This is a genomic window from Rhodospirillum rubrum ATCC 11170 (genome assembly GCF_000013085.1).
GTDB classification, from domain to species: domain Bacteria; phylum Pseudomonadota; class Alphaproteobacteria; order Rhodospirillales; family Rhodospirillaceae; genus Rhodospirillum; species Rhodospirillum rubrum.
In genome coordinates, this window is record NC_007643.1 from 271,523 (window position 1) to 294,282 (window position 22,760).

A 22,760-nucleotide genomic window follows, 5' to 3' on the forward strand; every position below is an offset into this window, starting at 1 on the left:
ACCGGCGTCCCGCGCGCAGCGGTCCACGGACCGCTGCGTCCGGATCGCCAAAGGATTTGCCTAAGGCGCCATCATGTCGTCGATCTGCGCCTGATCGAAGGTCCCATGGCCGCCGTGGATGATGGCGCTGGCGACATCGATCATCTTTTGCAAGGCCCGGCTGCCGGCGCGGGCCCGCTCGGCGGCGACCTCGGGCCGGCCTTCGGCGAAGGCCTCGTCGGTGCGGGTGATCGAGAGCAGGGCCAGGGTGTTCATCTGCTCCACCGTCTCCTCGAAGGGCTTCTTGAAGCGTTCGGGGACGTGATCATAGGCGGCGATCGCCAGCTCCCGATCGGAAAAGCCGCTGTCGCGGAAATGATCGGCATAGGATTTCGGCTGCCATTCCTTGCAATCCTCAAGGATATCGGGCATGTCGGGTACCATCTCAAGCAACATGATGACTTCGTTGAAGTGGTTGAGATAGTCCGTAGCGAGAAGGGTCTCGGGATGAATGTTCCGACCTTCGACTTTTTCTTTGAAGCATTCATAGGTCGTCATAGAAACGCCTTTTCTTAGCCGGTCGCTTCGTGCGACCGGTTTACGATAGATCGGTCCGGCAGGCTTGGGCGGAAATTTGGCCTTCTTAATCTAGACAAACGGACATATGGGTTCCCCCCCGAAGCGAAGGAGGGGCGATCCAAGAAAAAAGAGCCGGCGTTGGCGACGCCGGCTCGGTAGCGATCGCGGGGCGAGCCCTACAGCAAGGCGGCGACACCCGGCAGCGTTTTGCCCTCCAGCCATTCCAGGAAGGCGCCGCCGGCCGTCGAGACATAGGAGAACTTGTCTTCCACCCCGGCATTGGCCAGGGCCGAGACCGTATCGCCCCCGCCGGCCACGGTCAGCAGCCGGCCCTCGGCGGTCGCCTGGGCGGCGGCCTGGGCCACCGTATTGGTGGCGGCGTCGAAGGGTTTGATCTCGAAGGCGCCGAAGGGACCGTTCCACACCAGGGTCTTGCACTCGCCGAGTTTGGCGATCACCGCCTGGGCGGTTTGCGGGCCGACATCAAGGATCATCTTGTCGGCCGGCACGGCATCGATCGCCACCACATGGTTTTCGGCCCCTTCCTTGAAGGCCGAGGCGACCACGGCGTCGATCGGCAGCACGATCTCGCACTTCGCCGCGGCGGCCTTTTCAAGGATGGCGCGGGCGGTATCGGCCATATCCTTCTCGCACAAGCTGGCGCCGATCTCGATGCCCTGGGCGAAGAGGAAGGTATTGGCCATGCCGCCGCCGATGATGATCATATCGACCTTGGACACCAGATTGCCGAGCAGCTCTAGCTTGGTCGAGACCTTGGCGCCGCCGACGATGGCCGCGACCGGGCGTTCGGGATTATCCAGCGCCTTGCCCAGGGCCTCCAACTCGGCCTGCATCAGCCGGCCGGCGGCAGCGGGCACCAGACGGGCGATATATTCGGTCGAGGCGTGGGCGCGGTGGGCCGACGAAAAAGCGTCGTTGACGTAGAGATCGCACAGATCGGCCAGCTTCTGGGCGAAGGCCGGATCGTTCTTTTCTTCTTCGTCGTGGAAGCGCAGGTTTTCAAGCAGGGCGACTTCGCCCGGCGCCAGACCATTGACCACCAATTCGGCGGCCGGACCGACGCAATCCTCGGCGAAGGCCACCGGAACGCCGCCCAGGGCCCGCGACAGCGGCTCGACGATCGGCCTCAGGCTCATCTCGGGAACGCGCTTGCCCTTGGGGCGGCCGAAGTGCGAGCAGACGACCACGCAGGCGCCCCTGCTGGCCAGGGCCAGGATGGTTTCGGCCGAGCGGTCGATGCGGGTGGTATCAGTGACCACACCATCGCGGATCGGCACGTTGAGGTCGGCGCGCACCAGCACGCGCTTGCCGTTCACATCCAGGTCGTCAATCGTCTTGAAGCTGGCCATCGGTCGTTTTCCCCGTCTTTTCGTGGTGCGCTCGAAAACCCGGCCGCCCTTTTTGCGCAAGGGCGGCCGGATAGCATGGTCGGGTGGGCCGTCGTTAGATCAGCTTGCCCATCTCGACGGCGGTGTCGAGCATGCGGTTGGAGAAGCCCCATTCGTTATCGTACCACGACAGGACGCGGGCGAAGGTGCCCTGAACGACCTTGGTCTGCGGCAGATCGAAGGTCGAGCTGTTCTTGTTGTGATTGAAGTCGATGCTGACAAGCGGCAGCTCGTTGATACCGAGAACGCCCTTGAGCTTGCCGGCGGCGGCTTCCTTCATCGCCGCGCCGATGGCTTCGGCGGTGGCGGTCTTGGACAGCACGACCTTGAGATCGACGACCGAGACGTTGGGGGTCGGCACGCGGATCGAGGTGCCGTCAAGCTTGCCGGCCAGTTCGGGCAGAACCAGACCAACGGCCTTGGCGGCGCCGGTCGTCGTCGGGATCATCGACACGGCGGCGGCGCGGGCCCGGTGCAGGTCCTTGTGCAGGGTGTCAACGGTGCGCTGGTCGCCGGTGTAGGAGTGGATGGTGGTCATGAAGCCGTGCTCGATGCCGAACACGGAATGAAGCACCTGGGCCACCGGGGCCAGACAGTTGGTGGTGCACGACGCGTTGGAAACGACCAGATGGTCCTTGGTCAGCTTGTCGTGATTGACACCGTAAACCACGGTCAGATCGGCGCCGTTCGACGGCGCCGAAACCAGAACGCGCTTGGCGCCGGCTTCGAGATGCACCTTGGCCTTCTCGCGGTCGGAGAAAATGCCGGTGCATTCCATGACGATGTCGATGTTCAGGTCGCCCCAGGGCAACTTGGTCGGATCGCGCTCGGCCAGAACCTTCACCGGGGTGCCGGCGATGGTCATCACGTCGCCGCTGACCGACACGTCGCCGGGCAGCACGCCGTGGACGGAATCGAACTTGATCAGATGGGCATTGGCTTCCGGCGATCCCAGGTCATTGATCGCCACCACCTCCACATCCTTGCGACCCGATTCAACCAGGGCGCGCAGCACGAGGCGGCCGATGCGGCCGAAACCGTTGATCGCTACACGAACAGCCATGTCGTATCCTCCATAAGGTCTGGCTTTCCCGGGGGCACGGGAACGCGCCCGCCGGTCTCTACGGAAAAGCGGTTCGCCCGGGCGGGGGGCGGCTGCGCCGGAGGGAGTCGGAGCCGGGAGATCCCGTCTTGTCCGAGCCTGCCGGGAGCGGCCCCTTTGGCGCTGGGCGACGCAAGCCGAAGGGGTGGCGCGCGACGATGTCGCCTGTGATGGAGACCTGTCCCGCAGCCGATGCGACCCTAGCAGAGCATGCGGCGAATTCCCACCCCCGCGCGCAGGAAACGATCGTCTTGAGCGTTGGAGCCGATGCCGCCGGCAAGGCTGTTCAAAGGGTCGAATGGAAGGTCGCGGGATCATTGGCCGGGCAAGGCCGTTTCCCCGGGGGCGGGATTGATCTAGTTTGTCGAGCCCGCGAGCGCTTTCCCGGGCGAGGGGGGCTTAAGGCCATGTTTCGCACTGCCGAATTGGGACGCACGGTTTCCAAGGAAGAATTCGAGCGCCTAGCCGATCCGCTCCGTATCGAACTGCTTGATCTTCAGCAGAAACTGCTGAGCGCCGATTTTCCGGTGATCGTGCTGTTCGCCGGGGTTGATAAGGCCGGCAAGGGCGAAAGCATCAATCTGATCACCGAGTGGCTTGATCCGCGCTGGATCGTCACCCGCGCCTATGGTCCGCCCTCCGACGAGGAACGCGAGCGCCCCGAGTTCTGGCGCTACTGGCGCGACCTGCCGGCCAAGGGACAGGTCGGATTGTTCCTGTCGTCGTGGTATTCGCGGCCCTTCATGGAGCGGGCGATCGGCACCTTGGATCTGCCGGCCTTCGACGAGGCCCTGGAACGGGTGACGGCCTTCGAGCGGACCCTGGCCGACGATGGGGCCCTGATCCTTAAATTCTGGATGCATCTGGGCAAGGACGCCCAGCGCAAGCGCCTTAAGGCACTGGAAAAGGATCCTTTGCAAAGCTGGCGGGTCACCCCCACCGATTGGGAGCATTGGCACCGCTATGACTCATTCATTCATGCCGCCGAACGGCTGATCCAACGCACCAGCATCTTGCCGGCGCAATGGCATATCGTCGAGGGGCTGGACGAGCGCTATCGCTCGGTCACCGTGCTCAAGGCGCTGCGTGATTCCATCCGCCGCCATCTGAGCCAGCGCGCCGCGGTCAAGGCGGTGGCCACCATGCCCGCCGTCGATGTCGACGAAGCCGCAGAGCCGGCGGCGGCCTTGACCAGCGGAAATCCGGCCGACCAGAACGTTTCCGAGCAGGTGGACGCGGCCCTGCTCGAGCTGGAAGCGGGCTTGCCCTCGGTCTTGCAGACCCTGGATATGAGCCTGGATCTGTCAAAGAAGGATTATGAGCGCGATCTGGCGGTCGAGCAGGGCCGGCTTGCCCTGCTGGCCCGGCGCGCCCGTTTGGCCGGAGTCTCGACGGTTCTGGTCTTCGAGGGCTGGGACGCCGCCGGCAAGGGCGGCGCCATCCGCCGGCTGACCGGGGCGCTTGATGCGCGGAATTTCCAGGTGGTCCCGGTGGCCGCCCCCACCGACGAGGAAGGCGCCCAGCATTACCTGTGGCGCTTCTGGCGCCATATCAGCCGCTCCGGTCGCTTCACCATCTTCGATCGCTCGTGGTACGGCCGGGTGCTGGTCGAACGGGTGGAAGGCTATGCCACCCACAGCGAATGGCACCGCGCCTATACGGAAATCCGCGATTTCGAGGAACAGTTGATCGATCACGGCATGGTGGTGTGCAAATTCTGGCTGCACATCACCCCCGAGGAACAATTCGCCCGCTTCCAGGCCCGCGAGGCCATCGCCTTCAAGCGCTGGAAACTAACCGCCGAGGATTGGCGCAACCGCGAAAAATGGGCCCTTTACGAGGAGGCGGTGAACGAGATGGTCGAACAGACCAGCACCTCGCTACTGCCCTGGACCCTGGTCGAGGCCAACCACAAACGCCACGCCCGCGTCAAAATCCTGCGCACCGTCTGCGAGGCCCTGGAAAAGCGCCTGGGCAAGGAAAAAGACAAAGACAAGTCGGGCCATCATTAGGAGAAAGAGGCGGCCCTCTATCCCCAGGCGACATCGATCGGCCGCTTGCCCGGGCCGTCGGGGGCGTCGAGCACATAGGTCGGCTGGCAGAGGCCCGAGGCGGTGGCGCGCAGGGCGGCGACCAGGGCGCGGCCTTCGTCAAGGCTTGTGCGGAAATGCGCCGTGCCCGGGGCCATGTCGGTCTGATGCAGGTAATAGGGCTTGATGCGGTTGGCGACGAAGGTCCGCATCAGGCGGGTGAGGGTGGCGAGATCGTCGTTGACGCCCTTGAGCAGCACGCTTTGGCTGAGCAAAGGCACCCCGGCATCGGCCAAACTGGCGACGCAGGCCCGGGCCGCGGCGGTGAATTCATCGGGGTGATTGGCGTGGATGACCAGCCATACCGGCTTGCTTCGGCGCAGGGCGGCGATCACCGCCGGGGTGATCCGCGCCGGATCCAGAACGGGCACCCGGCTGTGGATGCGCAGCGATCCGATGTGGGGAATGGCCTCCAAGGCGCCGAGCAGCGCGTCCAGGCGGCGCGCCGACAGGATCATCGGATCGCCGCCCGACAGCACCACCTCCCAGATTTCGCGGTGATCGCCGATATAGGCGAGGACGCGGGCCATCTCGGCCTCCGACAGGCTTTCGCCCCCGGGGCCGACATGCTCGCGGCGAAAGCAGAAGCGGCAATAGACCGGGCAGGCGTGAACGGGCTTGAGCAGGACGCGGTCGGGATAGCGGTGCACCAGCCCTTTGACCGGGCTATGGGCGTGATCGCCGATCGGATCGGTGATCTCCTCGGGCAAAGTGGTGAGTTCGGCGGCGCTGGGCACGAACTGGCGGGCAAGCGCGCTGTCGGGGCCGGCTTCGGCGATGGCCTGGGCAAGGCCGGCGGGGATCGCCAGGGCATAGCGCGCGACCACCGGGGCGAGTTCGGCCAGCCGCTCGGGGGCGATCAGCCCGGCTTCGGCCAGATCGGTAAGCGATCGCAAGGAGGGGGGGGCGGTCATCGCGACGAAGACTCCATGGCGGCTTCCAGGCGGTGGAAGGCCTCGAGGAACCGGGCCTGGGCCTCGGCGACGGGCAGCGGAACCAACGTGACGTCGCGCAGGGGCTTTTCGGCGATGCCCAGAACCGATTTCACCTCGCGGGCGGTGAAGCCGGCCAGTTGAACGGCCTCGGTCGCCCCGGCGATCCAATCGGCGGTCTTGATCAGCGCCTTGACCTCGGGCGCGGGGCGGGCGGGCAGGCCGAAGCGCAGGTGAACCGCGCACATCAGGCGATCTTCCAGTTCCTTGAAGACATCGCCGACCGCCGCCTTGAGCGGGGTGATCAGATCATGGGTGACATATTCGCTGGCATCGTGCAGCAGCGCCGTCATCACCAACCGGGGATCGGCCTGGGCGCCCAGGCGGTCGGCGACGATGGCGCTGACCAGCAGGGAATGCTGGGCGACCGACCAGCCGTGGGCGCCGATCGTCTGGCCGTTCCAGCGGGTGTTGCGCGACAGGCCCAGCGCGATATCGATGATCTCGATATCGATGGGCGAGGGATCGATCAGATTAAGGCGCCGGCCCGAGAGCATGCGTTGCCAGGTGCGCGGCGCCTGGGCGCGCAGCCGGGCGTGAAGGGCCGGGTCGGTCGGCTTCGGGGCGCCATCGGGGGGGGGGCGGGGGGCCATCGGCGGACCTTTCCTTGGGCGGCTCAGGCCGCCTCGGAATGCGGCGGGGCGGCGGTGGTCGCGGAGTCGGAAAACGCGAAGCTCATCTGGCGATCGTCGATATCGCTGCGCACATCGACGCCGGCGCTGGCCATCGGCAGGGGGTTGGTGACGATCTGAAAGGGAACCCGTTCGTCTTCGGGGGCGGGATCGCGCAAGCGGATGCGGCGCAGCGTATAAAGGGCCATCAGCGTGGCGATGGCGGCGCTGCACAGGAACAATCCTCCGGGGCCGACGCCCTCCATCACCGACGAGGCGATCAGCGGACCGATCATCGCCCCCAGGCTATAGGAAAACAGCAATCCGCCGCTGGCGGCGACCATTTCGGCCGGGGCCAGACGGTCGTTGGCGATGGCGACGCTCACCGGATAAAGGGTGGCTACCAGGGCGCCAAACAGCACCGAGACCCCCAAAAACGCCTGATGGATCGATCCGCTGGCCAAAGGCAGGCCCGACAACTGGCCAAAGCCCAGGGCCAGACAGGTCACGGCGACCGCCAGACAGGCGCCGATGATGATCAACCGCCGATCGAAACGGTCCGACAGCCGGCCGAGCGGCCATTGCAAGATCAGTCCGCCGATGATCACCGCGCTCATGAAGGTGGCGACCTGGGCCAGATCGAAGCCGATCTCGCGGGCGAACAACGGCCCCAAAGAATAGAACGAGCCCAGCGTCATGCCGCTGGTCAGGCAGCCGAAGACCCCGGTCGGCGAGATCTTGTAAAGCTTGCGCAGGCTCAGGCTGGTGGTGTCGATCTGCTCGGGCGCGGGCATGCGGGTGACGGCGATCGGCACCAGCGACAGCGTGGTCAGGATGGCCACCAGGGCATAAAGCCGAAAACCGCCGGTTTCCCCGGCGGCGCTATCGCCAAAGGTCAGCAGGAACTGGGCGATGCCCTGGGAAAAATAAGTGGCGATCATATAGACCGAAAAAATCGTGCCCCGGGTCCGTTCGGTGGCCCGCATATTCAGCCAGCTTTCCGTGCAGGTGATCAGCCCGGCCATCGAGAAGCCCTCGATCAGGCGCAGGACCGCCCAGCTCCAGGGATCGACCAGAAAGGCGTGGGCCAGGGTCGCCGCCGAGAACAGCGCCGCCAGGGCGGCGAAGCTGCGGATATGGCCGATACGGCCAAGCAGCTTGGCCGAGCCCAAAGCCCCGCCGATCAATCCGGCGTAATAGGCGGCCATGACCAGAGCGGAAACCGTCGCCCCCACCCCCATGTCGGCCAGACGCACGCCCAGCAAGGTGTTGAGCAATGCCCCGCCGAGCAGCAGAACGCCAACCCCGCCAACCAGCGGGGATACGGAAGCCAGAACGCCGAACATCGCTGCCACCTTTCGCGGAGCGCGGGGGGATGAAAACCAGGAACCCGGGAGGCCGAGAAAGTCGGCTGGCGCCGTCGGCGCGTCAATGGGATTCGTGCACTCCGACGGCGCGATTTTTAAAGAATCGGTTCGTCGACCGGCGGCACCAGGGCGGGGTCTTCGATCTCGACCACCCACAGATCGCCGTCATAGCGTTGCTGGCGGGCGAGATAGGCGTCCGCCGTCGCCTCGTCGACCGGCTCGGGGCCGGTGGCGCGCATCCAGGCCGCCGCCCCGGCGCCGGTGCGCGCCTGGGACAGCACGACGCAGCGGCCCTGAAGGCTGTTGAGCTTGAGAAACAGCGCCCCGGCGTCGGCATCGCCCCGGCGGATCAGAAAGGCCGGGGTGCCGCGAACGGCGCAGCGGCGGATGATCGCCTGGGCCAGCACATGGGTTTTCAGGCGCGGATCACTCATGGCTGGGTCACCACGGCGGCGAGGGTCCGGCCGATATCGGCGATCGCCCGATTGCGATCTTCAAACGACGCCGTGGTCTGCGTCATATAAAGGGCGATGATCAGCGGTTGGCGGCCGGGGGGCCAAACCACCGCGACATCGTTCATCGTTCCATGATCGCCGCCGCCGGTCTTGTCGCCGATGCGCCAGTCCTTGGGAAGGCCGGCGCGCAGTTTCGCCTCCCCGGTCTTATTGGCGAGCAGCCAATTCGTCAGCCGATCGCGCGAGGTCACCGACAAGCCCTTGCCCAAGACCAGGGTCGCCATGAGCTTGGCCATCGCTTCGGGGGTGGTGGTGTCGCGGGGATCGCCCGGCGTGGCTTCGTTGAGGTCGGTCTCCCGGCGATCGAGTCGGGTCGTCGTATCGCCCAGGGCGCGGGCGAAGGTCGTCACGCCCGCCGGGCCGCCCAGGCGATCGAGAAGGATGTTGCCGGCGGTGTTGTCGCTGCGGGTGATGGCCGCCTCGCAGATTTCGGCCAGAGTCATCCCCGCCTCGCCTCGGCCTTTCGTCACCGGGGAATAAGCCACGACGGCGCTTTCGGGGAAGGTGACGCGTTGGCTCAGGTCTTCGGTGCCGGCATCGACCCGGGCCAGCAGCGCGCCGCAGGCGATGACCTTGAAGGTGCTGCAAAGGGGAAAGCGTTCACCCGCCCGATAGCGCCAGTTCCGGCCGGTGTGCGTATCAAGGATGGTCGCGCCGAGGCGGGCGCCCAGGCGTTGTTCGGTCTCGATCAGCCGGGCGGTCAGGGCGTCTTCGGCGGGCCCCGCCTCCTGCCCGATGGCCGCAGGGGCGATCAGCCCCGAAGCCACCAGGGAACCGATGAGGACCGAGAAGTCGCGGCGGGTGACGGTCTTTCGCATAGGGGATCCAAATCACGAGACAAGGGAGGCGCGATAAGGGGACGCGACGGTCAGCCCGCTTATCGCGCGGGTCCGGCGGCTTCGGCGGGAGAGGACCCGCCGTCTCCGGCGGGGGCGAGATCCTGAAGCAGCGACTGCAAGCGCCACGCGGCGGCTTCCAGGCTGTGTTCACGCTGCACCCACCACGCCGCCTGTCGGCCCATGGTATGGCGCAGGCCGGGATTGAGCAGCAGGAAGGCCACCGCCTCGGCCAGGGCGTCGGCATCGCCCTCGGGCACGATCAAGCCGGTCTTCTCGTCATGGACTACCGAGGCGGCGCCCGACTGGCCAGCGACCACCGGCACCCCGGCGGCCTGGGCTTCGAGCAGCGCCATGCCGAACGACTCGCCAAGCGCCGGCCAGACCAACAGGTCGCAGGCCGCATAAAGCGGCACCAGCCGCTGCGGCCCCAGTTCCCCCAGATACAAGGGCTTGAGAGGGCTCAGCGCCTGTTCGACCTCGGGCCGCGCCGGACCGTCGCCGGCCACCAGCAGATGGAACGAGCGCCCCGGCACATGGCGCAGGCCGCGCCCGAGCAGGCGATAAGACGCGACCTTGCGGCCCGAGCGCATCATCGCCACGGCCAGCAGCCAGGGCCGGCCGGGATCCAGGCCATGGGATCTGGCCATCGCCTCGCGCACCGCGTCGGCATCGACATCGTTGAAGCGGGCGGTGTCGATGAAGGGCTGAAGCGAGGCCAAACGGCGGCTATCGGGCACGATCGGCGCAAGCTGGGCCGGATCGCCGCCATTGAGGCGGATCACCCGCCCGGCCTGGGCCAGGGCCCGGCTCATCTGGCGCCCGCCCAGGCTCCACGGTCCCTCGACGCTGGCCGGTTCGAAGCCGGCCTCGGCGATGACATAGGGGATGCCCAGGGCCTCGGCCACCGGCGGACCCAGCCAGTCGGGCGCCCGGGCCGAGGGGGCGCAGGTGAACCACAGATCGGGGCGGCGCGTCGGCGGCAGGCTCCGCAGATGGCCGATCAGCCGCTCGGCGACCCGGGGGCCAAGGGCGGCGAGGCGGGCCTGACGGTCGGCGTCGCCGGTTTTATCGAAACTGCGGAAATGCGAGGCGAGCAGGGTCGGCCGGCCGATGCGGTTGATCGCCGCCATCATCAATCGCGACAGCTGGCGATCGCCCGAGGGGACCGGATCGTCGGGCGCTTTCTGGGGGGCGTAAAAGGCGACGGTCATCGGCGGCCGCGACGCGACGGGAAGGCAACCATGGAAACTCCTGGAACGGTCATCCGATAGAACACTGTAGGGGCGGCACGAGAGGCGGATATGGGGCCGGGCCGGCGCTTTTCCAGCGCTTCCCCATCCTACGATAAAACGCAGCGAAGGGGGCAGGGGGAAGGCGGTTTTCGCCCGAGGGCGATGAGCGGCCGATCTTGCGGGGGAAACGGGGCTGCCCCATAGTCGCGGCCCTGACGCGGCGGGCGGGAAAACCAAGGCCCATCATGGCCCCGCGCCGCCGCTGGGGGGTAACTGTGGATCACGCGGCACGTTTGGCGAAAAATCGCCCGCGCCCGGGGTCTTGGCAAAGGGAGAGGCCGGATGTGCGGGCTGACGGGCTATTGGACGCGGGGCGGTGACGGGCGCGGCCGGGGCGAAATGACCGCGCTGGTGCTGCGCATGGCCGGGGCCCTGGCCCATCGCGGACCCGATGGCGATGGCGCCTGGGTCGATGAGGACGCCGGCTTGGCCTTGGGCCATCGGCGGCTGTCGATCGTCGATCTGTCGCCCGCCGGCCAGCAGCCGATGGTCTCGGCCGATGGCCGCCTCGCCCTGGCCTATAACGGCGAGATCTATAACGCGGCCGAGCTGCGCCCCGAGCTTGAAGCCGCCGGTATCGTCTTTCGCGGCCATTCCGACACCGAGGTTCTGCTGGAAGGCTTCGCCCGCTGGGGGGTGGTGCCCACCTTGCGGCGCGCCATCGGCATGTTCGCCTTCGCCCTGTGGGACCGCAAGGAGCGCCGGCTGACCCTAGGGCGCGACCGTTTGGGCATCAAGCCGCTTTACGTCGCCGACCATGGCGGCACGCTGCTGTTTGCCTCGCAGCCCAAGGGGATGATGCCCCATCCCTCCTGGCGGGGCGAGGTCGACCGCGAAGGGCTGGCGGCGATGCTGCGGCTGTCGTGCCTGCCGGCGCCGCGCTCGATCTTCAAGGGGGTGAGCCAACTGGCGCCGGGAACGGTGGTGCGCTTCGAAGCCGATGGCCGGCGCTCGGAAGAGGTGTTCTGGTCGCTTGAGGAGGTCGCCGCCCGTGGCGTCGCCCAGGCCCGATCCCAGCCGGCCCGCCCCGAAAGCGCTTCCCTGGCGGTCGAGCACCTGGAAAGCCTGCTGCTTGATGCCGTGCGCCGGCGGTTGATCGCCGATGTGCCCGTCGGCGCCTTCCTGTCGGGGGGGGTGGACAGCTCCACCGTCGTCGCCCTGATGCGCAAGGTGGCCAGCGGCCCGGTTAAGACCTTCTCGATCGGCTTCGCCGAGGAGGGGTGGGACGAATCCGTCCATGCCGCCGCCGTCGCCCGCCATCTGGGAACCGATCACCGCGAACTGGTGGTCTCGCCCGACGAGGTGCCGGCGATTGTGGGCGATTTGCCGCGCTGGTATGACGAACCCTTCGCCGACGCCTCGCAGATCCCCACCCTGCTGGTCTCGAAACTGGCGCGATCCGAGGTCACGGTCAGCCTGTCGGGCGATGGCGGCGACGAGCTGTTCGCCGGCTATAACCGCCATGTTCAGGGCCAGCGGCTATGGGACTTGGCGCAACGGATCCCGACCGTCGGCCGCGATCTCGGCGCCGCGCTGATCGAGGCGCCGTCGCCGGGTTTTTGGCAGCGGGCGGTGGGTCTGCTGCCCGCCGGCCGCCGGCCGCCCCAGGCCGCCGACAAGCCGGCCAAGATCGCCCGCCTGCTGCGCGCCCGCAGCCCCGAGGCGCTCTATCGCACCCTGGTCGGCGCCATGCCGTCCGCCGAGGTGCCCTTGGCCGGGGTGTCGCTGGCCGCCGAGGAGCGTTGGTACGCCGCCTCCGCCGAGGGGGTCGATAGCTTCGTTGACCGCATGCGCCTGCTCGACGCCAAGGGCTATCTACCCGACGACATCCTGACCAAGGTCGACCGGGCGTCGATGGCCTATGGGCTGGAGGCGCGGGTGCCGCTGCTTGATCACCGGGTGGTGGAATTCGCCTGGAGTCTGCCGCCCGAGATGCTGATCCGCGAGGGCCAGGGCAAATGGCTGCTGCGCCGGGTGCTCCATCGCCATGTGCCGCGCGCCCTGATCGAACGGCCGAAGATGGGCTTTGGCGTGCCGCTGGCCGCCTGGTTGCGCGGCCCCTTGCGTGGGTGGGCCGAGGATTTGCTTGATCCGCAGACGATGGCCGTTCAAGGGTTGATCGATCCGGCGCCGGTGCGCCGCTGGTGGCTTGATCATCTGGCCGGGCGGCGCGACACCCACGACCGGCTGTGGCCGGTGCTTTCGGCGCTTTCCTGGCATCACCACTGGAAAAGCGCCGGCGCCTTCACCGCCGCCTGATATCGCCGGGTCCCTCTATTCGCGCAAGACTGCCGAGCGCAGGACCTTTTCCAGCCCGGCCCAGGGATCGCCGCCTAAAGCCCCGCCTTCGGGCGGGGCGCAATAGGCGCCGTGGAGATAGGCGTCATCGGTGCCGGGCCGCGCCTCCTTGCCAACGCGCAAGGGGGCGAAAAAGGCGGCGCAGGCCAGGGCCGGGCCGTGGGCTTCCACCACCTCGGCCGGGCCAAAGGGCAACTCGCGGGTTGATCGCCGCACCGCGTTGGGGGCGATGCCCACCCGCTCGGCCAGAACGGTGCGGTAAAGCCGGTCGCTGAGCGCGCCGGCGTCGGTGCCTTCGGGGATGTGATAGGCCTTGGCGTAGCGGGCGTAATAGATCGCCCCGCCATCCAGTTGCTGGGCGAACAGATAGCGGGCGTTCAGGCCCTTGTAGCGCAGGCCACGGTCGGCGGCCGGTGGCACGGCCAGCAGCAGGCGGCTCAAATCCGAGCCGATCACTTGGGTCGGTTCGGGCGGGCCGGTCAGCCACGGTTCTTCGGGCAGCGGCGCGATGGGATCGGGCGGCGGCGGCGCAGCGCAGGCGCTCATCAGCAGCGCGATCGGCACTAACAGGCGAAACAAACGCATCGGACCATCCGCGAGGGCAAGGCCCCGGAACCGGGGCGGGGGACGTCTGGAGTCACTCTTTCAGAGCGGCGATGGCGTGGAAAACCGGCGCCCCTTTTTCCACGCGCCGCTGTGTTCGGGTCGGGCTCAGTACTCGGGGATCAGGCGCTCGAGATAGTCTTTTTCCGGCCGGGAACGCTCGGGATCATTGGCCCGCCGGCGCAACTCGTCAAGGATGTCGCGCGCCCGCTGGGCATCGGGACGCGAGGGCAGGCCGACGCGCTCGGGCGACCCGCTGCCGCCGCGCCCCAGCGGATCGGCGCCCATGCGTCCCGGGCCACCGCCGGGCATCGGCATCATCATCGGCATGCCCGAGCCGATCGCCTGCCTCATCTGCGCCATGGCCTGTTGACGGCCGCTTGACAGCAATTCGAGGGCGCGGCGTTGGCTGGTCATGGCGTCTTGCAAAGCGCCCTTGTCGAGGGCGGCGGCGGCGTCATCCATGGTCAGCGCCGCCTCGCCAAGATCGGCGGGCAGGGTGCCGGTCATCTCGGCGATCTCGGCCAGAAGCTCCTCCATGCGCCCGGTCAGGGCTTTCTGGCGCCGGGCGAGATCATCGGCGACGGCCTCGCCGGCTTGCGGCGGTGGTGGCGCCGGGCTGGCCGCGCCGCCGCCGCGCGTGCCGACCTTTGGCCCCGGTCCGCCGGGTTCGCTAGGCGGGATCTGGTGGGGCAGGGAGGGATCGGACGGCGCTTGGATCGACGGCTGGCGCAGCCAGGGCAGCGACAACAAGCCGCCCTCGATCGTCGGCCCGTCGAAGGGCGGGACCAGTCCGTTGCCCTGATCGCCCGGACGGGGAGGGGGCGCCAGATCGGCCGAGCGCGTCTGGTTCTCGCGGAAGGTCTCATCAAGCAAGCTGTTCTGATCGCGGCGCATCCGGCCCAGGGCGTCGGCGGCCTTGCCCATGCGCTCCATCGCCGCCATGTCTTCGGCCGACGGCGCCCCGGCCTGGAGCGACTGAAGCATCTGGTCGAGATTGGCCAGCATGTCGCGCAGGGCGTCCTGGGCGCCCAGACGGTTCATCTCCTGCATCCGGGCCAATAAATCGTCGAGATCGGTGCTTTCCATCTCGGCCATCATGTCCGGGGGCAGGGTGGCGGCCGAGGGCATGGTCTGGGCCAGGGCCCGCATCAAATCCTGGAGCGCCGCCCGCGTCTCGCGCAGAAGCTGGTCCATCTCGCGCTGGTCGATGGGGCCCGACAGCGCCTGATCGATGCGCTCGCGCAAGGCGTCGAGCCGGGCGTTGGCGCGGCTGGCGTCGCCCTCCTCAACCCGCAAGGCGGCCGCCCACAGCAGGGCGCGAACCCGGTCGATGTCGCTGGCCTCACCGCGCCCGGCCAAATGGGCGCGGGCGGCGCGCAGGGCCAGGAACACCGCCGGGTCGCCGCCGAAGGCGTCGGGATGGCGGGCGATCCCGTCAAGCCCGGTCACCGCTTCGCCATAGGTGGCCAAGGAGTCGCTGACGCGGTCGCGCTCGGCGATGATGGCCTGGGCGACGGCATGGCTGAACACCCGGCGGGGCAAAACGACGCGCAGCGCCGGTCCCTCGCCGCGCTGGCCGGCACCATCCGTGGCCCAGGGGGTGATCTCCACCGCCCGCCCGGCCCAACGGTGGGCGGTCAGGTCGTGGAAGGCGACGATCTCGGCGCTCCGGCGATCGGAACCGGCCAAAGGCAAGGCCAGATCCATGGTGGCTTCGGGATCGCCCGGTTGTTGGCGGATCGGGCGCAGGGTCAGGCCGGCGGCGGTTAGGGCATAGTCGTCGCTTGCCGCAAGGCGCGTGCGCAGCCGCCAGCGTGGGCCGGTGTCGGGGGGCTGGGTGAAGGCGATGACCGGGGCGGCGTCGGCGATCACCGCCAAGGGCCGGTCGACCAGGATACGCCCTTCGGCGCGCACGACCAGCCGGCCTTGCGAATCCACCGTGGTTTCGGCGCGTAGCGTTTGATCATCCAGGCGGGTCAGGGCGGTCTGGCGCTCGCCGGCGATCACCAAGCCGGCCTCGGCCCGGCCATGGACCAGGGCTAGCAAGGCGGTGCCGGCGGGCAGGCTCAGGGGGCTCGCCGCACCGTCTTCGGCAGCTTGACCGCTGGTCGCCGCGCCCTCGATGGCGGTATCCAGACGCAGCGGCGGCTGGCCGGTGTAATCGGGCGGGGTCAGCCAGACGGTGGCGGTAGGCGGCGCGTGGGCGGGCAGAACCGAGGGGCTGAGGAAGGCTAGCAGGCGGGCGCCGGGATCGCGGTGGCCGGCGACCAGGGCGACGGCGAGCAGCAAAATCGGCACCACCCGCAGCCCATGGGGGTCGAGCCCGGCCATGATCGGGGTGGGGGCGGAGGGGCGCAGGGCGCGGGCCTCGGCGGCCATGCGGTTGCGATGGCGCCGCCACAGGGCGCGGCTTAGGGGATCCTCGCCGCCCAAGGCCAGGACGTCGGCGCTGGCGGTCAGCGGCCGGTGACCCTGGCGGGCGTTCTTTTCCAGGGCGCGCCATGCCTGACCCCGGGTCGGCCAGGAAAAACGCCACGCCCCGAGGCCGAAGGCCACGCCAAGGGCAAGGATCAAGGCAATTAACAGGGCGAGATGCAGCCAGCCGGGCAGCAGGCTGGTCACCCCCGACAGCGCCAGCGCTAGGCCGATGCCTGTTCCGGCCAAAGCCGGCCAGAAACCGCGCAGCAGACGCTCCCAGACCAGCACCAGCCAGGCCAGCCCCAAGCTGACCCGAAGCCAAGGCCCGCGCATCGCCCGCGCCGGGCGGCGCAGGGGGGGAAGGGGGCGTCTGGGGGCCGTTTTTGCCGATTTGGGGGCCATCGGGCGCTCGCGGTTGGGGAAATCTTGCCTGAAGATGGGGATCGCCGCCCCCCGACGACAAGAAAAAAGCGCGACGATTTGCTTCAATATCAGAATTCCACAGCGGTCTGCATGAACCAAGTTTCACGCACGCCGCTCCAAGGCCTATGCCGCGTCTAGAACGTCGCCCAGGGTTTCGCGGGAAAGATGACCTTTGTTGACTAGCAGCGTTGTGACGACGTTTCTATTGACGAGGTAGCGCCGAGCCGCCTTGGCGATTTGCTCTTCGCTTGGCCCGCTCAGATCGACATGCCGGCTCAGATCGGCGAAGGGGCACAAAAGGCTTTGGGCGAAAGCCCGCTGGAACTTCTGGCGGTCGGTCTTGCCCCGGCTGATGACACCAAAGCGGCTATCGGCCGTCCACAGGGCATCGCCGAGCACGCGGGCCAGTTCGAAACGCCGGTCATGGGATGCCTGGGTCTGTAAGGCGATCTTTTCGGTTGTTCCGCCGCCGCGCAAGCGCGCGCCATAGGGCAGATCGCGGGCCGTGGCGGTGGCGGCGCGGATGGCTTTCCAGGAAACCTTGAGGATATCGCTCAAAGCCACGTTGCTAAAGGGTCCCTCCGACCACCCCACGGCTCGCCGAAGGCGATCGGCGGCGTCTTCGGCCACCATCCAGATCGGCCGCCGCAGATCGGCGCGGTTTACCGGGGCCGCCGCCGCCAGCGCCTCGGCCAGATCAATTTCAACAGACGACTCCCGGCTGGCGGAAAGAACCTTCTCAAGGATCTCGGGGGCCCGCGCCCCGGGGTTGCCCAGGGCGGCCTCTTCCACGCCCTCGGCGCCGATCAGCTCCTCCTGACGTGAGAGCGCTTCGATAAGAGCATCGGGAACCTGATCTGGATCGTAGCCCAGCCGTGCTTCGAGTCGCCGCCATGACGCCACATCCGGGGTCTGGCGTTCTTCTTGTAACTGGGCAAGGACCAGCTTGAGCGACGCGCCGTCTTGGGCCCGGGCGCAGGTCGTGGTTACCGCATCAAAGAACGCGTCGACCCCGTCTTCAAAGGCCGTCGCCGGCACCAGCGAGACCGGGATCGGATGATAGTCGACCCGATCGCCGGCCTTGGACCCCATCGCTATCGGGGCGATGACGACGCGATCCCCCACGCCATAGATCATCATGGGCGGCCACAGGGTTCCCCCGGACGCCGAGGTGAGGTCATGACGCAGGCGCCACTCGGCCCTGACCGATCGATAATCGACGATCGGCTCCCATCGCAGACGCCACCAGTTATCAGCAAGCCAAAGGGCCAAAGAAACCGCCGACGCCCGAAAGAAATCGCGGGTATGGCCGGTTGTTATGTCGTCGATCCGCGTTACGACGCGATCACCGACGGAGATGCTTATTTCCGCAAGATCCCTTTCCTCATCCTGTGGGCTTTGCCGCCATCGAGGACTTATTCTGAAAGAGAGATCCTGTTTCATGAATAACGATCCTGAAGGAATTGGGCGGAGGGCACGAGGTTTTTGGCCTGCGGCTCGTAAGCATAGGGCAGATAGCGGGCGATGACAGCCCGGGCGATCGCCTCGCGGGGAAGCACCGGATAAGCGTGATACAGGGCGCGGCCCGGGATGGTGATCCGTCCTTCGTAAATCCAGCCGGTATCATCCACCGTCCACAGAAGGGTGGGATCGCCATGGGTGTCGATAGAGCCGATCAGTCCGGCCAGGATTCCCCGGCGCAAAAGGTCGGGGATGCGCGCCTGATCGGCGGGGGTGAACCGGGCATGGTGATCGCAATAGGTCGCGTCAGGGCGTTCCCCGGAAAACAGCGGCAGTCCGAAGGCCAGGGGATCCCATTTATGTTTTGGGTGGCCGGCAAAGGACGCCCGGCTTGCTAGGTCAAGAAGCCAGCTTTCTGGGGGAACGGGATCACGAAGCCGGCGCTTGTCATCGCTTGAACTGCGCGCGATGACCCGCCGGGGTTCTGGTTTTCGCCTTGCCATGATAGAGCGGTCCTTTTCGTCTTTATCATCCTCTACGGGCCGCTCTTGGGGCGCAACCCCTTAAAGGTCGCATCGAAATCCGTTGGGGAGACTCGCGTTCCCATCGCCGCCGCGCTTCTTGAAGCCGGGGGAAAAGCAGGGGCTTTCGTTTGACAGGGAAGGTCCCTCGCTCTATCTCTTCGCCTCGGATCCCGGGCTTTCGTTTCCGTTCCGGGGGCCTTTGCCTGCCCGTCACCCTGACCTTCGAGGTACGCATGTTCGGCGCCATTGCCCGGCGGCTTTTCGGATCTGCCAACGACCGTATCGTCAAAAGCCTTGTCAAAACGGTCGCGGCCATCAACGCCAAGGAAAGCGAGGTGCAAGGTCTGTCCGATGCCGACCTCGCGGCCCGCACCCCCTGGCTCAAAAGCCGGCTGGCCGAGGGGGAAACCCTCGACGATATTCTGGTCGATGCCTTCGCCACCGTGCGCGAGGCCGCCAAACGCACCCTGGGCCAGCGTCATTACGACGTGCAGCTGATGGGCGGGCTGGTTCTGCATGGCGGCAAGATCGCCGAGATGCGCACGGGCGAGGGAAAAACCCTGGTCGCCACCCTGCCGGTCTATCTGAACGCCCTGACCGGCAAGGGCGTTCACGTCGTCACGGTCAACGATTATCTGGCCAAGCGCGATGCCGAGTGGATGGCGAAGGTTTACCGCTTCCTCGGCCTGACCGTCGGCGTCATCATCCATGAGCTTGATGACGGCGGCCGCCGCGCCGCTTACGCCTGCGACGTGACCTATGGCACCAACAACGAACTGGGCTTCGATTTCCTGCGCGATAATATGAAGTATCGCCTGGAGGACATGGTCCAGCGGCCCTTCGCCTATGCCATCGTCGACGAGGTCGACTCGATCCTGATCGACGAGGCGCGCACGCCCTTGATCATCTCGGGTCAGGCCGAGGACAGCTCGGCCCTCTATCAGGCGGTCGACAAGCTGATGCCGCGCTTGGTACCCGCCGATTACGAAAAGGACGAAAAGGCGCGCTCGGTCACCTATACCGAGGAAGGCTCCGATCACATCGAGGAACTGCTGCGCGAGGCCGGTCTGCTGGCCGAGGGCAATCTTTATGAAACCCGCAATGTGACGGCGCTTCACCACGCCACCCAGGGCCTGCGCGCCCATACCCTGTTCGAACGCGATGTCCATTACATGGTGCGCGACGACAAGGTGGTGATCATCGACGAGTTCACCGGCCGCGCCATGGAGGGGCGGCGCTTCTCCGATGGTCTGCATCAGGCCCTTGAAGCCAAGGAAGGCGTATCGATCCAGCCCGAGAACCAGACCCTGGCCTCGATCACCTTCCAGAACTATTTCCGCATGTATCCCAAGCTGTCGGGCATGACCGGCACGGCCTTGACCGAAGCCAACGAGTTCATGGAGATCTATGGGCTGGCGGTGGTCGAGATCCCGACCAACCGGCCGATGATCCGCAAGGACAAGGACGACGAGGTCTATCGCACCTCGCGCGAGAAATACGAGGCGATCGCCAAGCAGATCGCCGAATGTCAGAAGCGCGGCCAGCCGGTGTTGGTCGGCACGACCTCGATCGAAAAATCGGAATATCTGGCCGAGCTGATGCGCACGACCACCAAGGTCAAGCCGCAGGTGCTCAACGCCCGTTACCACGAGCAGGAAGCCTTCATCATCGCCCAGGCCGGCGTTCCCGGGGCGGTGACCATCGCCACCAATATGGCCGGCCGCGGCACCGATATTCAGCTGGGCGGCAATCTTGATATGCGCATGGCCCGCGAACTGCCTGCCGACGCCACGCCCGAGCAGCGCGCCGCCAAGGAAGCCGAACTGCGCGCCGACATCGAGAAGAAGAAGGCCCAGGCCCTGGCGGCCGGCGGCCTTTACGTGATCGGCACCGAGCGCCACGAAAGCCGGCGCATCGACAACCAGCTGCGCGGCCGCACCGGGCGACAGGGCGATCCCGGCGGCTCGAGCTTCTATCTGTCGCTCGACGACGACCTGATGCGGATCTTCGGCTCCGAGCGCATGGATAGCATGCTGCGCAAGCTGGGGCTGGAAGAGGGCGAGGCGATCGTCCACCCCTGGGTCAACAAGGCCCTGGAAAAGGCCCAGCAGAAGGTCGAAGCCCGCAACTTCGACACCCGCAAGAACCTGCTGAAGTTCGACGACGTGATGAACGACCAGCGCAAGGTGGTCTACGAGCAGCGCCGCGATCTGATGGTGACCACCGATGTCTCCGAGACCGTGGCCGATATGCGCCAGGAAGTGATCGAAGACATCGTCCATGCCCATATCCCGCCCAAGGCGATGCCCGAGGAATGGGACAGCGCCGGGCTGGCCGAGGATGTGCGCCGGGTCTTCGGCCTTGATCTGCCGATCATCGACTGGGCCTCCGAGGATGGCATCGCCAACGAGGAGATCCTTGAGCGGCTGACCAAGGACGTCGAGGCCAAGATGGCGGCCAAGGAGGCCGAATACGGCGCAGACGTGATGCGCATGGTTGAAAAGAGCCTGCTTTTGCAGATTCTCGACGGCATGTGGAAGGAGCACCTGCTTCATCTCGAACATCTGCGCCAGGGTATTTCGCTGCGCGCCTTCGGCCAGCGCGATCCGCTGAACGAATACAAATCCGAATCCTTCGAGATGTTCCAGACCATGCTCTCGGATCTGCGCGAGCGGGTGACGATGACCTTGGCGAATGTGCAGTTGCGCATGGATCCGCCGCCGCCGCCGCCCGAACCCCAGGGCTTTGCCGAGCACGTCGAACCCGAGCCGGCGATCGGCGGCGGTGGGGTGCCGGGCGTCGCCCCGGCGGCGACGGACCGCGAGGCCGGCCATCCCGAAACCTGGGGCAAGGTGGCGCGCAACGAGCTTTGCCCCTGCGGATCGGGCAAGAAGTACAAGCATTGCCACGGGGCGATGGGCTGAGGCCACGGGTTTTCCTTCGGCGGACCGCACAACAGGTGCGGCTTCGCCGAAGGGAACTGCCCCGAGCGGCCTTTTAGCCGGCTTTGCCTGTTGACCACCCTCGGCCAGGGCGCATACTGATCCGACGATACTGGGAATGGGGTCTCCCGAAACCGCCGAAAGGCTGATGACTCCTACCGCGTAGAAATGCGTGGTGGGACCTTGTGACAACCCGCCATGCCTGCCAAGCAGGAGGAGGCGGGTTTTTTTATGCCCGCCCGGTCCCCATCCATCGGAGGTAAGTGCGCAGCGCCATGACCTATTTATTCGTCGCCGCCGGGGGAGCCCTGGGCTCGACCCTGCGCTATTGGCTTTCGGGGTTGATCGCAGGCGCGATCGGCCAAAGCTTTCCCTGGGGAACGCTGGTCATCAATATCAGCGGATCGATCGTCATCGGCGCCTTCGCCACCCTGACCGGACCCGATGGCCGGGTGTTCATCCCCGGAGACTGGCGCCAGTTCTTCATGGTCGGAGTCTGCGGCGGCTATACCACCTTTTCGTCGTTCAGCCTGCAGACCCTGACCCTGGCCCAAGAGGGCCAGGGGCTGTGGGCGGCGGCCAATGTGGTTTTATCGGTGGTGTTTTGCCTGATCGGCGTCTGGCTCGGACATGTCGGCGCCGTCCTGATCAACGAGGGGGTATGACATGGACAGCCAAGACATCCCGGGATTGCCCAAGGACGCCGTGCTGCTGCGCATTTATACCAGCGAGCGGAAGACGTTCGGTCACGCGCCGCTGTTCGAGGCGATCGTGACCAAGGCCCTGGAGATGGGCCTTGCCGGGGCGACCGTGCTGCGCGGGCCGCTGGGCTACGGCCATTCCAGCCGGATCCACACCGCCAAGATCCTCGATCTTTCCAATGATCTGCCGGTGGTGATCGAAATCGCCGAGTCCCAGGCCAGGATCGACGCCTTTCTTCCCGTTCTCGACGGCATGATCGGCAAGGGTCTGGTCACTTTGGAAAAGATCCAGGTGCTCCATTACGGACCGCGCGCGGGCTAAGGAAACCGGGGCGCCGCCGTCCGCCTGACGGTGGGCTTGTTTGCCGCTGGCGGAAAGCGCTACACTCGCAGCTTCCCTATCCGTTTGGAGAGCTTTGCCATGGATGGCGTGACGGCAGGACTGACCGCTGCCAGCGGTCTGCGACAGACCGAGCTTCAGGCGGGGCTGCTTAAGCGGTCTTTCGAGCAGGAGGGGCGCATGGTCGATCTGTTGGCCGAAGGCGTGGCCACCACCCAGGCCGCCGCCGGCGCGGGCAAGGGGCTTTCCGTCGACGTGACGGCCTGATCCCC

At 66.8% G+C, this 22,760-nt stretch carries 20 protein-coding genes and 1 riboswitch; of the genes, 7 read left to right on the forward strand and 13 right to left on the reverse strand.

Translation table 11 applies throughout. The annotated features are described in order from the left end of the window. Positions 1 to 60 precede the first annotated feature (60 nt). The 3 genes from RRU_RS01160 to gap all read right to left on the reverse strand — a co-directional run bounded on the left by RRU_RS01160 (position 61) and on the right by gap (position 3,030). Entirely contained in the window at positions 61 to 537 is a 477-nt protein-coding gene (locus RRU_RS01160; protein ID WP_011387973.1) for a hypothetical protein, read from the reverse strand. A 197-nt stretch (positions 538 to 734) separates the two neighbouring features. Further along, positions 735 to 1,928 carry a phosphoglycerate kinase gene (locus RRU_RS01165; protein WP_011387974.1) on the reverse strand — a complete coding sequence of 398 codons (1,194 nt, stop codon included), beginning with the start codon at positions 1,926 to 1,928 and terminating at the stop codon, positions 735 to 737. 94 nt (positions 1,929 to 2,022) lie between these two features. Further along, positions 2,023 to 3,030, reverse strand: coding sequence for a type I glyceraldehyde-3-phosphate dehydrogenase (gene gap, locus RRU_RS01170; RefSeq protein WP_011387975.1), 1,008 nt, complete (start codon positions 3,028 to 3,030; stop codon positions 2,023 to 2,025). Between the two features lie 446 nt (positions 3,031 to 3,476). Between gap and RRU_RS01175 the strand changes: the two genes are divergently transcribed. Further along, positions 3,477 to 5,081, forward strand: coding sequence for a polyphosphate--AMP phosphotransferase (locus RRU_RS01175; protein ID WP_011387976.1), 1,605 nt, complete (start codon positions 3,477 to 3,479; stop codon positions 5,079 to 5,081). Positions 5,082 to 5,098: 17 nt separating this feature from the next. Here RRU_RS01175 and RRU_RS01180 read toward each other — a convergent pair whose 3' ends face one another. From RRU_RS01180 to RRU_RS01205, 6 genes are all read right to left on the reverse strand, one after another. Further along, positions 5,099 to 6,073 carry a lysine-2,3-aminomutase-like protein gene (locus RRU_RS01180; protein ID WP_011387977.1) on the reverse strand — a complete coding sequence of 325 codons (975 nt, stop codon included), beginning with the start codon at positions 6,071 to 6,073 and terminating at the stop codon, positions 5,099 to 5,101. After that, the gene (locus tag RRU_RS01185) at positions 6,070 to 6,744 is read right to left on the reverse strand and encodes a YfbR-like 5'-deoxynucleotidase (RefSeq protein ID WP_011387978.1); all 675 of its coding nucleotides are present in this window, start codon (positions 6,742 to 6,744) and stop codon (positions 6,070 to 6,072) included. The genes RRU_RS01180 and RRU_RS01185 overlap by 4 nt, the downstream gene beginning before the upstream one ends. Positions 6,745 to 6,767: 23 nt before the next feature. Further along, positions 6,768 to 8,108, reverse strand: coding sequence for an MFS transporter (locus tag RRU_RS01190; RefSeq protein ID WP_011387979.1), 1,341 nt, complete (start codon positions 8,106 to 8,108; stop codon positions 6,768 to 6,770). A gap of 116 nt (positions 8,109 to 8,224) precedes the next feature. Then, complete coding sequence (locus RRU_RS01195; protein ID WP_011387980.1) at positions 8,225 to 8,563, reverse strand: DUF1491 family protein; 339 nt, start codon at positions 8,561 to 8,563, stop codon at positions 8,225 to 8,227. Then, positions 8,560 to 9,462 (reverse strand): class A beta-lactamase, encoded by a 903-nt coding sequence (gene bla / locus RRU_RS01200; protein WP_011387981.1) that lies wholly within the window; start codon positions 9,460 to 9,462, stop codon positions 8,560 to 8,562. Before bla ends, RRU_RS01195 begins: the two co-directional genes overlap by 4 nt. A gap of 59 nt (positions 9,463 to 9,521) precedes the next feature. Beyond that, the gene (locus RRU_RS01205) at positions 9,522 to 10,694 is read right to left on the reverse strand and encodes a glycosyltransferase family 4 protein (RefSeq protein WP_014625896.1); all 1,173 of its coding nucleotides are present in this window, start codon (positions 10,692 to 10,694) and stop codon (positions 9,522 to 9,524) included. Between the two features lie 363 nt (positions 10,695 to 11,057). Between RRU_RS01205 and asnB the strand changes: the two genes are divergently transcribed. After that, entirely contained in the window at positions 11,058 to 13,034 is a 1,977-nt protein-coding gene (asnB, locus tag RRU_RS01210) for an asparagine synthase (glutamine-hydrolyzing) (protein ID WP_011387983.1), read from the forward strand. Positions 13,035 to 13,049: 15 nt separating this feature from the next. Here asnB and RRU_RS01215 read toward each other — a convergent pair whose 3' ends face one another. From RRU_RS01215 to RRU_RS01225, 3 genes are all read right to left on the reverse strand, one after another. Further along, positions 13,050 to 13,658 (reverse strand): hypothetical protein, encoded by a 609-nt coding sequence (locus RRU_RS01215; RefSeq protein ID WP_011387984.1) that lies wholly within the window; start codon positions 13,656 to 13,658, stop codon positions 13,050 to 13,052. Between the two features lie 126 nt (positions 13,659 to 13,784). Continuing rightward, positions 13,785 to 16,430, reverse strand: a complete 2,646-nt coding sequence (locus RRU_RS01220; protein WP_162470595.1) for a DUF4175 domain-containing protein — start codon at positions 16,428 to 16,430, stop codon at positions 13,785 to 13,787. A gap of 213 nt (positions 16,431 to 16,643) precedes the next feature. Then, entirely contained in the window at positions 16,644 to 17,660 is a 1,017-nt protein-coding gene (locus RRU_RS01225) for a hypothetical protein (protein WP_014625898.1), read from the reverse strand. Between the two features lie 39 nt (positions 17,661 to 17,699). Between RRU_RS01225 and RRU_RS19880 the strand changes: the two genes are divergently transcribed. Then, positions 17,700 to 17,969, forward strand: a complete 270-nt coding sequence (locus RRU_RS19880; protein ID WP_201215722.1) for a hypothetical protein — start codon at positions 17,700 to 17,702, stop codon at positions 17,967 to 17,969. On the opposite strand, the gene RRU_RS01230 is transcribed toward RRU_RS19880, so the two are convergent. Continuing rightward, complete coding sequence (locus RRU_RS01230; RefSeq protein WP_011387987.1) at positions 17,960 to 18,484, reverse strand: hypothetical protein; 525 nt, start codon at positions 18,482 to 18,484, stop codon at positions 17,960 to 17,962. The two genes, RRU_RS19880 and RRU_RS01230, sit on opposite strands and share 10 nt — an antisense overlap. A 254-nt stretch (positions 18,485 to 18,738) precedes the next feature. On the opposite strand from RRU_RS01230, the gene secA reads away from it, so the two are divergent. From secA to RRU_RS01250, 4 genes are all read left to right on the forward strand, one after another. Beyond that, positions 18,739 to 21,429, forward strand: coding sequence for a preprotein translocase subunit SecA (secA, locus tag RRU_RS01235; protein WP_011387988.1), 2,691 nt, complete (start codon positions 18,739 to 18,741; stop codon positions 21,427 to 21,429). 123 nt (positions 21,430 to 21,552) lie between these two features. Next, positions 21,553 to 21,612: riboswitch (Fluoride riboswitch) on the forward strand. A gap of 110 nt (positions 21,613 to 21,722) precedes the next feature. Then, positions 21,723 to 22,112: a fluoride efflux transporter CrcB gene (gene crcB / locus RRU_RS01240; protein WP_011387989.1), complete on the forward strand. Its 390-nt coding sequence runs from the start codon at positions 21,723 to 21,725 to the stop codon at positions 22,110 to 22,112. A 1-nt stretch (position 22,113) separates the two neighbouring features. Then, on the forward strand, positions 22,114 to 22,470 hold the full coding sequence (locus RRU_RS01245; RefSeq protein ID WP_011387990.1) for a DUF190 domain-containing protein: 357 nt from the start codon (positions 22,114 to 22,116) through the stop codon (positions 22,468 to 22,470). Positions 22,471 to 22,569: 99 nt separating this feature from the next. Continuing rightward, on the forward strand, positions 22,570 to 22,755 hold the full coding sequence (locus RRU_RS01250; RefSeq protein WP_011387991.1) for a hypothetical protein: 186 nt from the start codon (positions 22,570 to 22,572) through the stop codon (positions 22,753 to 22,755). Positions 22,756 to 22,760 lie beyond the last annotated feature (5 nt).